This window comes from Catenulispora sp. MAP12-49 (assembly GCF_041262705.1).
Lineage (GTDB): Bacteria > Actinomycetota > Actinomycetes > Streptomycetales > Catenulisporaceae > Catenulispora.
On record NZ_JBGCCP010000005.1, the window covers coordinates 114,909 to 128,899 of the forward strand.

General features: G+C 71.8%; 11 protein-coding genes. 6 read left to right on the forward strand and 5 right to left on the reverse strand.

Annotated elements, in window-relative coordinates; all coding sequences use genetic code 11:
• Positions 1-48 precede the first annotated feature (48 nt).
• Entirely contained in the window at positions 49-606 is a 558-nt protein-coding gene (locus tag ABIA35_RS12965) for an isochorismatase family protein (protein ID WP_370358039.1), read from the forward strand.
• A 58-nt stretch (positions 607-664) separates the two neighbouring features.
• On the opposite strand, the gene ABIA35_RS12970 is transcribed toward ABIA35_RS12965, so the two are convergent.
• A complete protein-coding gene (locus ABIA35_RS12970; protein WP_370358040.1) occupies positions 665-2,002 on the reverse strand; it encodes a hypothetical protein in 1,338 nt (445 codons plus the stop codon).
• 21 nt (positions 2,003-2,023) lie between these two features.
• Positions 2,024-2,797, reverse strand: coding sequence for a rhomboid family intramembrane serine protease (locus ABIA35_RS12975; RefSeq protein ID WP_370337068.1), 774 nt, complete (start codon positions 2,795-2,797; stop codon positions 2,024-2,026).
• 238 nt (positions 2,798-3,035) lie between these two features.
• Between ABIA35_RS12975 and ABIA35_RS12980 the strand changes: the two genes are divergently transcribed.
• Both ABIA35_RS12980 and ABIA35_RS12985 read left to right on the forward strand, forming a co-directional pair.
• Positions 3,036-4,799, forward strand: a complete 1,764-nt coding sequence (locus tag ABIA35_RS12980; protein ID WP_370337066.1) for a biotin carboxylase N-terminal domain-containing protein — start codon at positions 3,036-3,038, stop codon at positions 4,797-4,799.
• A gap of 80 nt (positions 4,800-4,879) precedes the next feature.
• Positions 4,880-6,334, forward strand: a complete 1,455-nt coding sequence (locus tag ABIA35_RS12985) for a hypothetical protein (RefSeq protein WP_370358041.1) — start codon at positions 4,880-4,882, stop codon at positions 6,332-6,334.
• Positions 6,335-6,523: 189 nt separating this feature from the next.
• Here ABIA35_RS12985 and ABIA35_RS12990 read toward each other — a convergent pair whose 3' ends face one another.
• Positions 6,524-7,093: a DUF6215 domain-containing protein gene (locus ABIA35_RS12990; RefSeq protein WP_370358042.1), complete on the reverse strand. Its 570-nt coding sequence runs from the start codon at positions 7,091-7,093 to the stop codon at positions 6,524-6,526.
• Positions 7,094-7,208: 115 nt separating this feature from the next.
• On the reverse strand, positions 7,209-8,624 hold the full coding sequence (locus ABIA35_RS12995) for an NAD(P)H-quinone dehydrogenase (protein WP_370358043.1): 1,416 nt from the start codon (positions 8,622-8,624) through the stop codon (positions 7,209-7,211).
• 79 nt (positions 8,625-8,703) lie between these two features.
• Between ABIA35_RS12995 and ABIA35_RS13000 the strand changes: the two genes are divergently transcribed.
• The 3 genes from ABIA35_RS13000 to ABIA35_RS13010 all read left to right on the forward strand — a co-directional run bounded on the left by ABIA35_RS13000 (position 8,704) and on the right by ABIA35_RS13010 (position 12,815).
• Positions 8,704-10,083, forward strand: a complete 1,380-nt coding sequence (locus ABIA35_RS13000; RefSeq protein WP_370337060.1) for an MFS transporter — start codon at positions 8,704-8,706, stop codon at positions 10,081-10,083.
• Positions 10,084-10,212: 129 nt separating this feature from the next.
• Positions 10,213-11,022 (forward strand): purine-nucleoside phosphorylase, encoded by an 810-nt coding sequence (locus tag ABIA35_RS13005; protein WP_370358044.1) that lies wholly within the window; start codon positions 10,213-10,215, stop codon positions 11,020-11,022.
• Positions 11,023-11,144: 122 nt separating this feature from the next.
• Positions 11,145-12,815, forward strand: a complete 1,671-nt coding sequence (locus ABIA35_RS13010) for a phospho-sugar mutase (RefSeq protein WP_370358165.1) — start codon at positions 11,145-11,147, stop codon at positions 12,813-12,815.
• A 10-nt stretch (positions 12,816-12,825) separates the two neighbouring features.
• On the opposite strand, the gene ABIA35_RS13015 is transcribed toward ABIA35_RS13010, so the two are convergent.
• Positions 12,826-13,935, reverse strand: a complete 1,110-nt coding sequence (locus ABIA35_RS13015) for an FAD-dependent oxidoreductase (RefSeq protein WP_370337054.1) — start codon at positions 13,933-13,935, stop codon at positions 12,826-12,828.
• Positions 13,936-13,991 lie beyond the last annotated feature (56 nt).

The following is a 13,991-nucleotide window of genomic DNA, read 5'->3' on the forward strand; positions in this document are numbered from 1 at the left end:
GATCTGAATCGGTGGGCGGTTGTCACCGGCCCCGGTTAGCTTGAGGAGATGAGCACTCTCGAGAATCGCCCGAACAAGGCCGTCCTGGTCATCGACGTCCAGAACGGCGTGGTCGCCGGCAACCACGAGCGGGACGCCGTCGTGGCCAACATCAACACGGTCGTCGGCAAGGCGCGCGCGGCGGGCGTTCCGGTGGTGTGGATCCAGGACGCCGGGGAGAACCGGACGGCCGGTTCGGAGCCGTGGAAGATCGTGCCGGAACTGGACCCGCGCGAGGACGAGCCGAACGTGCAGAAGCAGTGGGGCGACTCGTTCGAGGAGACCGACCTGGAGTCGCTGCTGGCCGGCCTGAAAGTGGGCAGCCTGGTGGTGACCGGCGCGCAGACCGACGCCTGCATCCGCTCGACCCTGCACGGCGCCGTCGCCCGCGGCTACGACGCCCTCCTGGTCAGCGACGCGCACACCACCGAGGACCTGAGCTCCTACGGCGCCCCGGCGCCGGGCGCCGTCATCGCGCACACCAACCTGTACTGGCAGTACCACGAGGCGCCGGGCCGCAGCGCCGGGACGGTTTCCGCCGCGGAGCTCAGCTTCGACCAGGGCTGAGAACGCCCAAAAGAATCGCCCTGATCGCCCTGATCGCCCTGATCGCCCCGACCGTCCCCTAAGCGTGCGTCGCGCGCCGCCGCCGCTGGCGGCGCGCCAGGTCCCGGCGCCGCGAGTGGTACGCGAACATCAACGCGACCGCCGCCGCGACCAGGCCGCCGAAGGCGAACACCAGGTTCGAGTACGACAGCGGCGCGGGCGGCGGCGGGGGGACGATGGTCCCCGCGCCACGGTGGATCGGCGCCTGCGCGCCGCCGGCGGCCTCCTGGTACTCCCAGGTCAGCGACGAGTAGCCCAGCACGACCTTCTCGAACTTCGCCGTGGGCGTCGGTGTCGGCGGAGCCGCCGGGGGCGCCGCCGGCGCCTTGCCCTTGCCGGTCTCCTTGCCGGTCGGCTTGCCACTGGTCGCCGGCACCGGGGTGCTCGGCGCGGCCACCGAGGGCTCGGCGGTCTGGAACGGCGAGCCGTCCTGGTTCGCGTCCTGGACGCTGATCACGGTCGCGTCCTTCAGCGCGTACGACAGGTAGCCGTAGCCGCTGCCCGGCCCGCCGAACGACTCCACGTGCAGGCATCCGAACGGCTCGCCGGCCGCGGCGGCCAGCCGCAGCTTCGACGACACGTTCGGGTCGATCGTCTCCATCAGCTCGAGGTACTTGTACGGGTGCTGGCCGTCCCCGAGCTGCGGCGGGATCATCCCGGCCGGGCCCACCGACAGGATCGGCAGCGCGCCGGTGGCCGGCTCGGCGACGACCTTGGACCCGGTGTTCGGCGCGTGCGCCCCGACCGAGTAGGCCGGTATCTGCAGGAAGGCCTTGTCCGGCGCGGCCGCGTGCGGGCCGGAGGTGTCACAGGGCCCGGTCGAGGTCGGGATCACCTGGCTGGCGAACGGCGGAGCCGTCCAGCCCGGGTAGGGCGTGGTCGAGTTCGACCACGACGGGGAGCCCGCGTCCGTGGACGGCGTCGTCGGGGCGCCGGGAGTGGTCGCCGTATTGGTGGGCGCGCCGGCGGTGACCGTGAAGTTCGCCGTGGCCGAGGCGTTCTGCGGCGCTCCTGCGGACGTCGCACGGACCTTGTGCGCGCCGGCGCCGGCCGTCGCCGGCACCGCCAGCGTGGTGGTCGCGGTGCAGGTCTGGTCCAGGCCGGCCGAGCCGACCGGGGTGTTGTCGAACGTGAAGGTGACCGAGCCGCCCGCGCACCCCGCCGGCCCGCCGGCGGCATTCATGTGGAAGCTGGCCGTGAAGGGCGTGTTCGGGGCGCCGTTGTTCGGTCCCAGCGTCAGACTCGCCGATCCGCGGGCCTGCGCCGGGGTCGCCGCGAGGACCCCCATCGCCGCCGTGATCAGGCAGGTGCCGGCGACACCGGCGACGACAGACCGTGCTCTGCGTTGTATCCGCACCCCACCCACGCCTCTCGGGAATCACAACCCGAGATCGTCGAGCTCCTTCAGGAGGTCCGACCGCGGGCTGCCCGGGAGACTACCGCCCTTGGCCGATTTCCGGCCACCGTCCTTCGCCGGCGCGGACAGGATCTTGGTGTCCGACAGGCCGCCGCCGTCGCCCAGGGGCTCGCGGCCCCCGCCGTCTTCGACCTCCCTGGCGGCGCCGCGCTCGCGCAGCAGCCAGCCGGCCAGCACGCCGCCGATCGCGCCGCCGAGGTGGCCCAGCCAGGACACGTGCGGCACGCCGGGCAGCGCGGCGGTGAGCAGGTAGGCGTAGGACAGCGCCATGACGCAGCCGATCAGCACGTCCACCAGGTGCCGGTCGAACAGGCCCTTCACGATGACGTAGGCGAAGTAGCCGTAGACCAGGCCGGAGGCGCCGACGGTGTTGGAGTTGCCCTGCGCGAACCAGACCATCAGCCCGCTGCTGAAGGTGATGATCAGGGTCACCATCAGGAACTTGCGGACGCCCCGGTAGGCGGCCAGGAACCCGAACACGAACAGCGGGCCGCTGTTGCTCTCGATGTGCTGCCAGCTGTAGTGCAGGAACGGAGAGGAGATGATGTCGCCGAGGTGGCCGACGTTGCGGGGGACGATGCCGAAGTGGGTGGACAGCTGGTAGTTCGTCGCCCAGTTCACCACCTGCAAGGCCCAGATGACGGCGATGAAGCCGACCATGACGTACAGCGCTTTACGCGCCTCGTACAAGACCTCCTCGGCACTACGGCCGTCCCAGGAGCCTGGCCCGTTCATCCGGTCCCCCAAGTGTGTTCGCGTTGTATCGCGTTACTCCGGGAAAAGCGTAGCGGTCGGTGTCCGAGGACGCATCCACCTTGAGAGGGAGAAAAGAGACGTCGAAAGGCGCATACGGGTACGGCGGGGGTCGCGGCGGGTCCCCCGAAGTGGCGCGAACCACGTCCGCATCGTAGAGCCGGTTCACGCATACGGCCCTAAACTGCGAACGACTACCCACTGGGAAGGGATTGCCGCCGTGCGCAAGGTTCTGATCGCCAATCGTGGCGAGATCGCGGTCCGAGTCGCCCGGGCGTGCCGGGACGCGGGCCTCGGCTCCGTCGCGGTCTACGCCGACCCGGACCGGGACGCCCTGCACGTCCGGGTCGCCGACGAGGCCTACGCCCTCGGCGGGTCGACGCCCGGCGACTCCTACCTGGTCATCGACAAGCTGCTGAAGGCCGCCGCCGACTCCGGCGCCGACGCGGTGCACCCCGGCTACGGCTTCCTGTCGGAGAACGCCGAGTTCGCGCAGGCGGTCATGGACGCCGGCCTGACCTGGATCGGCCCGCCGCCGGCGGCGATCAGCTCGCTCGGCGACAAGGTGTCGGCCCGGCACATCGCGCAGCGCGCCGGCGCCCCGCTGGTGGCCGGCACCCCGGACCCGGTCTCCGGCTCCGACGAGGTCGTGGCCTTCGCCCGCGAGAACGGCCTGCCGGTGGCGATCAAGGCGGCGTTCGGCGGCGGCGGCCGCGGCCTGAAGGTGGCGCGGACGCTGGAGGAGATCCCCGAGCTGTACGACTCGGCGGTGCGCGAGGCGGTCGCCGCCTTCGGCCGCGGCGAGTGCTTCGTCGAGCGCTACCTGGACCGGCCCCGGCACGTGGAGACGCAGTGCCTGGCCGACAAGCACGGCAACGTGGTCGTGGTCTCCACCCGGGACTGCTCGCTGCAGCGCCGGCACCAGAAGCTGGTCGAGGAGGCCCCGGCGCCCTACCTGAGCCAGGAGCAGACCGCCGAGCTCTACCGGGCCTCTAAGGCGATCCTGAAGGAGGCCGGCTACTACGGCGCCGGAACGTGCGAGTTCCTGGTCGGCCAGGACGGCACCATCTCCTTCCTGGAGGTGAACACCCGCCTGCAGGTCGAGCACCCGGTCACCGAGGAGGTCACCGGCCTGGACCTGGTCCGCGAGATGTTCCGGATCGCCGACGGCGAGGAGCTGGGCTACGGCGACCCGGAGGTCCGGGGCCACTCGTTCGAGTTCCGGATCAACGGCGAGGACCCGGGCCGCGGCTTCCTGCCGGCCCCCGGTGTGGTCACCACCTGGCGGCCGCCGTCGGGCCCGGGCGTGCGCCTGGACTCCGGCATCGAGCAGGGCGCCGAGATCGGCCAGAACTTCGACTCGCTGCTGGCCAAGCTGATCGTCTCGGGCCGGGACCGCGAGCAGGCCGTCGAGCGGGCCCGCCGGGCGCTGGCCGAGTTCGAGATCGACGGCATGCCCACCGCGCTGACGTTCCACGTCGCGGTGATGGACGACCCGGCCTTCACGCCGGAGGAGGGTCCGTTCCACGTGCACACGCGCTGGATCGAGACCGAGTTCGACAACACCATCCCGCCCTACGCCGGCACCCCCGGCGAGGCCGCGGAGGCCGGCGAGCGCACCAAGGTCGTCGTCGAGGTCGGCGGCAAGCGCCTGGAGGTGTCGCTGCCGGCCGAGCTCGGGGTGTCGGCCTCCAGCGGCGCGGGCCGCGCGGGCGGCAAGGCCGCGCCGAAGCGGTCCGGCAAGGCCTCCGGCGGCGCCGCGGTCTCCGGCGACTCGCTGACCGCGCCGATGCAGGGCACGATCGTCAAGGTCGGCGTCGAGGAGGGCCAGGAGGTCGCCGCCGGGGACCTGATCGTGGTGCTCGAGGCGATGAAGATGGAGCAGCCCATCAACGCGCACAAGGCCGGGACGGTGACGTCGATCGCGGCCGAGGTCGGGACGACGGTCACGGCCGGCACCGTGCTGTGCGAGATCAAGGACTGAATCCCGGCGTGGCCGGTCGGGCCCGCCGTACGCATCGCGTACGGCGGGCCTTCGTTTCGCGGATCCGTTAGCCTCGGGACATGGAACACGTTCTCGCCCGCCGGGGAAGGAGGACGTTCGCGGTCCTTCTTGCGGGCTTCGCACTCCTGCTCTCTCTGTTCGCCATAGGCGGCACCGCTCACGCGGACTCGCCGTCGTCGGTCGACTCGGTCGCGGCGGCGCTCAAGGACAAGCCGGTCTACATCGACCCCGCCGCGCCGGTCCAGCTGACTTCGGCCCAGGTCGACGCGGTGGTGGCGCAGATCCACGGGATGCACTCGGGCACCCAGGTGTTCATCGCGGTACTGCCGGACAACCCGACGTTCCACCAGTCCACGCTGCTGCAGCAGTTCCGGAACAAGGTCGGACAGCCGGGCGTCTACGCCGCGAGCGTCGGCCACAGCTTCCAGGCCCTGGACTTCTCCGGCACGCTGCGGACCGGACAGGCCAACCAGCTCGCCCTCGCCGCAGCACAGGGCAGCGGCGGGAACCTGGACACGGTGCTGACCTCGTTCGTCTCCTCCGTCGACGCCGCGGTGGCCGCCGACGGCCGCGGGAATCCGAACGGGAGCCCGTCTTCGTCTTCTTCCTCCTCCTCGAAGTCCGGCTCGGGCGCGCTCGTGCTGATCGCGGTGCTGGCGGTGGCCGGCGGCGGCGCCTGGCTGGCGGTGAACAGCCGGAAGAAGCGGCGGGCGAACCAGCGGCGCGCCGCGGAGCTGGCCGGGCTGAAGCAGGCCGTCGACGAGGACATCACCGCCTACGGCGAGGTGCTGGACCGTCTGGACTTCTCCCCGGGCGACCCGGCCGCGACCGACGAGATGCGCGCCGACTACAGCACCGCGCTGGACCAGTACGAGGCGGCCAAGACGGCGACCGCGGCGGCGGCACGGCCGGACGACATGAAGAAGGTCACCGAGGCGCTGGACGAGGGGCGGTTCGCGCTGGCGACCCTGGACGCGCGCCGGAAGGGGACTCCGCTGCCGGAGCGGCGGCCGCCGTGCTTCTTCGACCCGCGGCACGGACCGTCGGTCGGCGAGGTGACGTGGGCTCCGCCGGGCGGCGCGCCGCGTCCGGTGCCGGCGTGCGCCGCGGACATGACGCGGGTGGACACCGGCCAGTACCCGCAGGTGCGCGAGGTCGAGACGGCTTACGGACCGCAGCCGTACTACAACGCGGGACCGGTGTACGCGCCGTGGGCCGGCGGGTACTACGGCGGGTCGATACTGCCGGCGCTGTTGATCGGGACGGCGATGGGCTCGATGTTCGGCGGGGACGGCGGCTACGTCGAGAACAACTACTACGACAACGGCGGCGGCTGGGGCGACGGCGGCTTCGGTGGCGGCGGAGGCGATGGCGGCTCCGGCGGCGACAGCGGTGGCGGCGGCTGGGGCGACTCCGGCGGCTCGACCGACTGGGGCGGCAGCGACTGGGGCGGCGGCGGAGGCGATGCCGGAGGCGGTGGTTCGGATTGGGGCGGCGGCGGTTCGGATTGGTGATTGCGGACTCTGATTCATCCGGGTTCTGATTCACCGACTCGGCCGAATCAGCCGAATCAGCGGAATCGAACATTGTGGCGTAGGCGGCCGGTATTCCTCACGGCTGTCTACGCCATATCCGTTGCAGGCGTTGCGAGCGTTTCGGGCGTTGCGGGCGTTGCGGGCGTTGCGGGCGTTCGAATATGCGTTTTAACCGGCGTGCCATTCCGGCAACCCCGGCAACACCTTCGCCGCCACGGTCCGCTCCAGCCGGCCGGCGTCGCTCTGCGCCATCGCCGAACCGTCCACCATCATCACGTCCACCGCGTAGACCCCCGTGCCGCCGGCGGCACTCCAGTCCACCTCCAGCCGGTTCACCTGCTTCCCGCCGGACGTCCCGGACAGCAGCGCCGCGGGATGTCCGGCGACCTGCTCCGTCGGCTTGGCGATGGCGGCCTGGCCGGTCGACAGGATCACCGAGTACGGCCCCACGTTCCACTCCACGTGGACCTCCGGCGAGCTGCCGGGCACCGTCATCTGGCCGGCGTACACGGGTTTCGCGCCCGGGACGCCCAGCAGCGCGGGCAGTCCCGCCTTCTTCAGCGCCGCGCACAGCTGCGATCCGGTCTTGTCCGCGGCACTCTGCGATGCCGGCTGACACGGATCCGAGTCGCCGCCGGCCCCGCCGGCGTTCCAGACCACCGCCGCCCCGACCACGAGACCGCCGATCACCAGAGCCGCGATCAGTTGGAACCGGGCACCGCTGTGCGGGACCTTCACGTCTGACGCCCCCTGCCGCTACCGACTGGTAACCCTCCCGACGGCGACCATCCTGGCAGCCGTATCAGGGCTCAGACAAGGGCTCGGACAAGCCTGCGGGCGGGTTGGGGCGGGATCAGTCCTCGTCCTTGACGTCGGCGTGCAGGCGGCGCGCGGCCTCGGCGACCGAGCCGGACAGCGACGGGTACACGGTGAACACCGACGCCACCTGGTCCACGGTCAGGTGCAGGTCCACCGCCATGGTGATGGGGTGGATCAGCTCGCTGGCGCGCGGGGCGACGATCACGCCGCCGACGATCGTGTCCGAGCCCTTGCGGGAGAACAGCTTCACGAAGCCGTCCTTGAAGCCCAGCATCTTGGCGCGCGGGTTGGAGTCCAGCGCCAGCTTGTACTCGTTGAAGCCGGGCGAGCCGTGGTGCGCGTTGACGTTGGTCTGGCCGACCGTGGCCACCTCGGGGCTGGTGAAGATGTTGGACGAGACCCGCTTGAGGTTTATCGGCCACACCGCCTCGCCCAGGGCGTGGTACATCGCGATGCGGCCCTGCATCGCGGCCACCGAGGCCAGCAGCAGCACGCCGGTGACGTCGCCGGCCGCGTAGACGCCGGGCGCCGAGGTGCGCGAGACCCGGTCCACCTCGATGTGGCCGCTCTTGGTCAGCTCGACGCCGGCCTCCTCCAGGCCCAGGCCCTCGGTGTTGGGCAGGGAGCCGACGGCCATCAGGACGTGCGAGCCCTCGACCGTGCGGCCGTCCTCCAGCGTCACGATCACGCGGTCGCCGTCCCGGACCGCCGAGGCGGCGCGGGAGCGGGACAGCACGCGCATGCCCCGGCGGCGGAAGACGCTCTCCAGCACCTCGGCGGCGTCGGCGTCCTCGCCGGGCAGGACCCGGTCGCGGGAGGAGACCAGGGTCACCGCCGAGCCCAGAGCCTGGTAGGCGCCGGCGAACTCCGCGCCGGTGACGCCCGAGCCGACCACGATCAGCTCCGGCGGGAGCTCCTTGAGGTTGTAGACCTGCTTCCAGTTCAGGATGCGCTCGCCGTCGGGCATCGCCTCGGGCACCTCGCGCGGGCGCACGCCGGCGGCCAGCAGGATCACGTCGGCGTGGTAGATCCCGACGGTGCCGTCGGCCAGGTCCACCTCGACCTGGCGGTCCGGGGTGAGGCGGCCGCGGCCCTTGACGATCTGCACGCCGGCCTTGCTCAGCGACTCGGCGATGTCCACGGACTGCGCCGAGGCGAGGTTCTTCACGCGGCGGTTGACCTTGTCCAGGTTGACGCCGGTCACACAGCTGCTGCCGACGGACGTGCCCCCGATGCGGATGCCGAGCTCCTCGGCCGACTCGAAGGAGGACATCACGTCGGCGGTCGCGATCAGCGTCTTGGACGGAACACAGTCGGTGAGCACCGAGGCGCCACCGACGCCGTCGCGCTCGACGAGCACGACCTCCGCGCCGAGTCGGGAGGCGACCAGCGCCGCCTCGTAGCCGCCAGGTCCGCCGCCGATGATCACGATCCGAGTCACGTGCTCCATTGTCTCCCACAAAAATTGGTTGGCGGCACCGGATAGCCTGGGTCGGCTAGCGACCAGTTCAGAAACCAGGTAGATAACCGTGAGCAACCCCGCCCAGGACTTCGCGGCGGAAGCGCCCTCAATCAGCCGGGTAGCGGAACCGACGTCTCTGAAGGAGACCTTCCGCGAGTCCCTCACCGTCCTGCGGCTCAGCCAGTTCCGGCTGGTGCTGTTGGAACGCCTGCTGTCCACATCGGCGACCGGCATCTCGTCGGTGGCGCTGTCCTTCGCCGTGCTCGAGGTGACCAAGTCCACAGCGCACCCCGACGGCAACGCCGCCGCGGTGTCCCTGGTGCTGGCCGCGCAGCTGGCCCCGATGCTGGTGTTCACGCTGGTCGGCGGAGTGCTGGCGGACCGGTTCCGGCCGCAGCGGGTGATGCTGGCCGCCAACCTCTCGGCCGCCGCCGGCGAGGGCCTGGCCGCGCTGATGATGTTCACGCATGCCGCGAACACCTGGAACCTGCTGGTCGCCGCGCTGTTGATGGGCACCGGCGGCGCCCTGTTCTACCCCTCGTCGCAGTCGCTGATCCCGCGGCTGGTGCCCGAGGATAGGATGCAGGCCGCGTCCTCGCTGTCCCGGCTGGCGCAGTCCTCGATGCTGATGATCGGCTCGGCGCTGGGCGGCGTGCTGGTCTCGGTCTTCGGGCCGGGCTGGGCGATGGGCCTGGACGGGGTCCTGCTGCTGCTCGGCTCGGTACCGCTGATCCGGATCACCGTCACCGCGCTGGAGCGGGTCGCCGAGAAGGCGCCGGGCATGCTGCACGAGCTGCACGAGGGCTGGGCCGAGGTGCGCTCGCGCACCTGGCTGTGGGCGGTCATCGCCTGCTACGCGGCGGTCCTGGCCGGCTGGTTCGGCGGGTTCCTGGTGCTGGGTCCGGAGGTGGCCAAGACCCGCCTCGGCGGCGCCGCGGCCTGGGCGACCATCGTCAGCTGCGACGGCCTGGGCATCCTGCTCGGCGGCATCGCCGGGCTGGTGTACCAGGTGAAGCGGCCGATGTTCGTCGGCACCATCCTCACCTTCGCCTTCGCCCTGCCGCCGCTGGTGATGAGTCTGGGCGGGCCGCTGTGGGCGATCTCGGCGGTGTCGGTGCTGGCCGGCTTCTCCGGCGAGTACTTCATGATCCTGTGGACCGTGGCGCTGACCCGGCACATCCCGCAGGAGAAGCTGGCACGCGTCTACTCCTACGACGCGCTCGGCTCGCTGAGCGCCTCCCCGCTCGGCGACCTGGTCGCGGGCCCCGCGGCGAACGCCTTCGGGACCAAGGCGGTGCAGCTCGGCGCGGCCGGGGTGATCGTCGGGGCGACCGGGCTGACGTTCATGTCCTCGCAGGTGCGCCACCTGCGCGCGGACGCGCCGGTGATCTCGGCGCTGCCGGCACCGCTCGGCGAGGAGCCGGCGCCGGGGTTCGTGGCGGTCTGAGGGGACTGGTGTCTCGGGGATCCGGTTCTCGGGGCACCGGGTCTCAGGGCACCGTTTGTTGACGACCGCCGTCCGGCATCGGGCATCGGGCGTCAGGCGTTCACAGACCCGGCGCTGTACGCTCACCAGGTGACGAACAGCGCTGACGCCCCCCAGGACCCCTACCGGCTGGCCGAGACGGCCGCCGCCCGCCTCACCGAGTTGGCCGGGCAGCACGACGTCGCCGTGGTCATGGGCTCCGGCTGGGCCGAGGCCGCCGACGGGCTCGGCACCCCGGACTGGGAGGCGCCGGTCGGCGACCTGCCCGGCTTCGCCGCCTCCGGTGTGGTCGGACACGCGGGCAAGGTCCGCTCGGTGACCGTCGGCGGCAACAAGGTGCTGGTGTTCCTGGGCCGCACCCACCTGTACGAGGGCCGTGGCGTGGCCTCGGTGGCACACGGCGTGCGCACCGCGGTGGCCAACGGCGTGAAGACCGTCGTGCTCACCAACGGCTGCGGCGGCCTGCGCTCGGACATGCAGGCGGGCAAGCCGGTCCTGATCAGCGACCACCTGAACCTGCAGAACGAGTCGCCGATCGTCGGGGCGCGCTTCGTCGACCTCACCGACCTGTACTCCGAGCGGCTGCGCGCGCTGGCCCGCACCGTCGACCCGACCCTGGCCGAGGGCGTCTACCTGGCGCTGCGCGGCCCGCACTACGAGACCCCGGCGGAGATCCACATGTTCCGCGCCTGGGGCGCCGACCTGGTCGGCATGTCCACCGCGCTGGAGGCGATCGCGGCCCGCGAGGCGGGGGCCGAGGTCATGGGTATCTCCCTGGTGACGAACCTCGCGGCCGGCATGACCGGCCAGCCGCTGTCGCACGAAGAGGTCACGGAGACCGGCGCGGCGTCGGCGGCGTCCCTGGGGACGTTGCTGCAGGGCATCGTCGAGAAGATCTGACCGGCCCGGAAGGGGACGCGATGACGCAGAGCACCGAGACTCAGAGCGCCGACCACAGCGGCGGCGGCGCGGCGGTTGCCACCACCGGCACCAGCACTCAGACCGGCACCACCACCGGCACCATGACCAGCCTCGGCACCCCGATCAGCGAAGCGCTGTTCGCCGCCGCCCGCGCCTGGCTGGCCGAGGACCCGGACCCGGCGACCCGCACCGAGCTGACCGACCTGCTGGAGGCGGCCGAGTCCGGCGACTCGGTGGCGTACGGCTACCTCGAGGACCGCTTCGACGGCCGTCTGCAGTTCGGCACCGCCGGCCTGCGCGGCGAACTCGGCGCGGGCCCGAACCGGATGAACCGCGTGACGGTGCTGCGCGCCGCCGCGGGCCTGGCCGCGTTCGTGACCGAGCAGCACGGCGCCGGGCAGGTCGTGGCGATCGGCTACGACGCCCGGCACAACTCGCGGCGCTTCGCCGAGGACACCGCCGAGGTGATGCTCGGCGCCGGGCACCGGCCGTACCTGATGCCGCGCGAGCTGCCGACGCCGATGCTGGCCTACAGCGTGCTGGCACTCGGTGCGAAGGCCGGCGTGATGGTCACCGCCAGCCACAATCCGGCGCGGGACAACGGCTACAAGGTCTACCTCGGCGACGGCTCGCAGATCACGACACCGAACGACAGCCTGATCGCCGCGAAGATCGACGCGGTCGGCGCGCTGGCCGACGTGCCGCGCGGGGCGGTCGCGGACGCGGAGGTCATCGAGGAGTCGGTGATCGACGCCTACGTGGCGCGCTCGAAGGAACTGCTGCCGCCGGAGGCGGACCTCGACCTGAAGTACGTCTACACGGCCATGCACGGAGTCGGCTACGAACTGGCCCGCAGGGTCCTGACGAACGCCGGGTTCCCCGAGCCGATCAGCGTTCCGGAGCAGCAGAAGCCGGACCCGGACTTCCCGACGGTCTCCTTCCCGAACCCGGAGGAGCCCGGCGCGCTGGACCTGGCCTTCGCCCTGGCCGCAGAGCACGACGCCGACCTCATCATCGCCAACGACCCCGACGCCGACCGCATGGCCCTGGCCGTGCCGGACAAGGCCGCGCCGGGCGGCTGGCGGCGGCTGTCCGGGGACGACGTCGGGCTGATCCTCGGCCACTACCTGGCGACCGCGGGACGCCGCGGCACGTTCGCGACCTCGATCGTGTCCTCGGAAGGCCTGGCCTCCATCGCCGCCGACGCGGCGGTCGACTACGCCCGCACCCTGACCGGCTTCAAGTGGCTCTCCAAGGTCCCGGACCTCGCCTTCGGCTACGAGGAGGCGATCGGCTACTGCGTCGACCCCTCGCATGTGAAGGACAAGGACGGCGTCACCGCCGCATTGACCACCGCGGTGATGGTGGCCGCTCTCAAGGCCGACGGCCGGACGCTGCTGGACTACCTGGCCGAGGTCGACAAGATCACCGGCAACCTGGTCACCACGCAGCTGTCGATCCGCAGCGACGACCCCGAGCAGATCCAGACGATGATGCGCACTATGCGCCGGAACCCGCCGGCCGCACTCGGCGGCGTCACGGTGACCGAGGTCGGCGACCTGTCCGCCAACGGCACGGCGCTCCCGCCGGAGCAGGGCCTGCGGCTGGCCCTGGAGAACGGCTGGATCGCGGTCCGCCCGAGCGGCACCGAGCCGAAGCTCAAGTGCTACATCGAGCTCGGCGACCGCGCGGCCGCGGACCGCTCGCCGGTGGTGGAGCGGATCGCCGCGGTGCGCGCCGATCTCGACGAGTGGTTCGGGCGGTTCGCTTAAGAGATCCACTTCACCCAGGCTGAAAGAACGCGAGCAGCTTCTTCGCGGCGTCGGGCGACGACAGCATCTCGTGCATCTCCGCAGATCTCCTAGCGGCGGCGCCGGCCCGCTCGAACATCTCGCGTTCGTACTCCGCGACGGCGGCGGGCCAGTCGTCCGGCCGCGCGGCCAACTCCCCGCCGAGCACCGCGCCGTCGACCATCGCCATGTTGGCGCCCTGTCCGGTCGGCGGCATCAGGTGCGCGGCGTCGCCGACCAGTGTGACGTCCGGCTGCGACGGCCAGGTGAGGCCGACCGGCAGAGTGCTGATCGACCGGGGCATGACCGTGTCGTCGCAGGCCTGGATCAGCGCGATGAACCGGGAGTCCCAGCCGGGGAGGAGCTCGATCAGCCGGGCCTTCGCCGCCGCCGGGTCGTCGAACGGGATGCCGCTGGTGGCGAACCAGTCCTCGGGGGTGTTGTAGAAGCTCACGCCGATGCGGACACGGCCGTCGCCGTTGCGCTGGGCCGCCAGGGCCGTCCCGCCGCCGAGCACCCAGTAGGTGCCGCGTCCGACCATGGCCGCGAGGTCGGGGCGGGTGCGGTCGATGTCGGGGATGCCGATCTCGACGACGTTCTTGCCGATGTGCGCCGGGCGGGCGCCGGTGAGCAGGGGCCGGACGCGGGACTGCGCGCCGTCGGCGCCGACCAGCAGGTCGTACGGCGCGGTGCTGCCGTCGGCGAAGTGCAGCAGGCCGTCGGCGGCGGAGCGGAACGCGTGGCCCCAGCGCACTGTGCCTTCGGGAACGGAGTCCAGCAGCAGGGCCCGCAGATCGGCGCGGTCGACCTCGGGGCGCAGGAGCGGGGCGTCGTCCGGGGTGTCCTCCTGGAGCAGCAGGGTGCCGTCCGGTTCGAGCAGGCGCATGTCCTGGCCCTCGCCGCGGGCGATCGCGAAGAACTCGTCGATCAGGCCGGCCTCGCGCAGGGCACGCTGGCCGGAGTGGATGTCGAGCATGCCGCCCTGGCCGCGGGCGTCGCGCGATGGTTCGCGTTCGTAGACGACGGCCTCGATCCCGTGCAGGTGCAGGACCCGGGCCAGGACCAGTCCGCCCAGCCCGGCTCCGATGACGGCGATGCGCATGGCGTCTCCCTCGCTATCGATCCAGCCGATACACCGTATCTGTCGATACACTGTAT

Excerpts from the sequence above, each read along its gene's own strand:
- ABIA35_RS12995 (WP_370358043.1), bottom strand. The coding sequence starts at position 8,624 with ATGGAGCACGTGACTCGGATCGTGATCATCGGCGGCGGACCTGGCGGC.
- ABIA35_RS12985 (WP_370358041.1), top strand. The coding sequence starts at position 4,880 with ATGGAACACGTTCTCGCCCGCCGGGGAAGGAGGACGTTCGCGGTCCTT.
- ABIA35_RS12965 (WP_370358039.1), top strand. The coding sequence starts at position 49 with ATGAGCACTCTCGAGAATCGCCCGAACAAGGCCGTCCTGGTCATCGAC.
- ABIA35_RS13015 (WP_370337054.1), bottom strand. The coding sequence starts at position 13,935 with ATGCGCATCGCCGTCATCGGAGCCGGGCTGGGCGGACTGGTCCTGGCC.
- ABIA35_RS12975 (WP_370337068.1), bottom strand. The coding sequence starts at position 2,797 with ATGAACGGGCCAGGCTCCTGGGACGGCCGTAGTGCCGAGGAGGTCTTG.
- ABIA35_RS13010 (WP_370358165.1), top strand. The coding sequence starts at position 11,145 with ATGACCAGCCTCGGCACCCCGATCAGCGAAGCGCTGTTCGCCGCCGCC.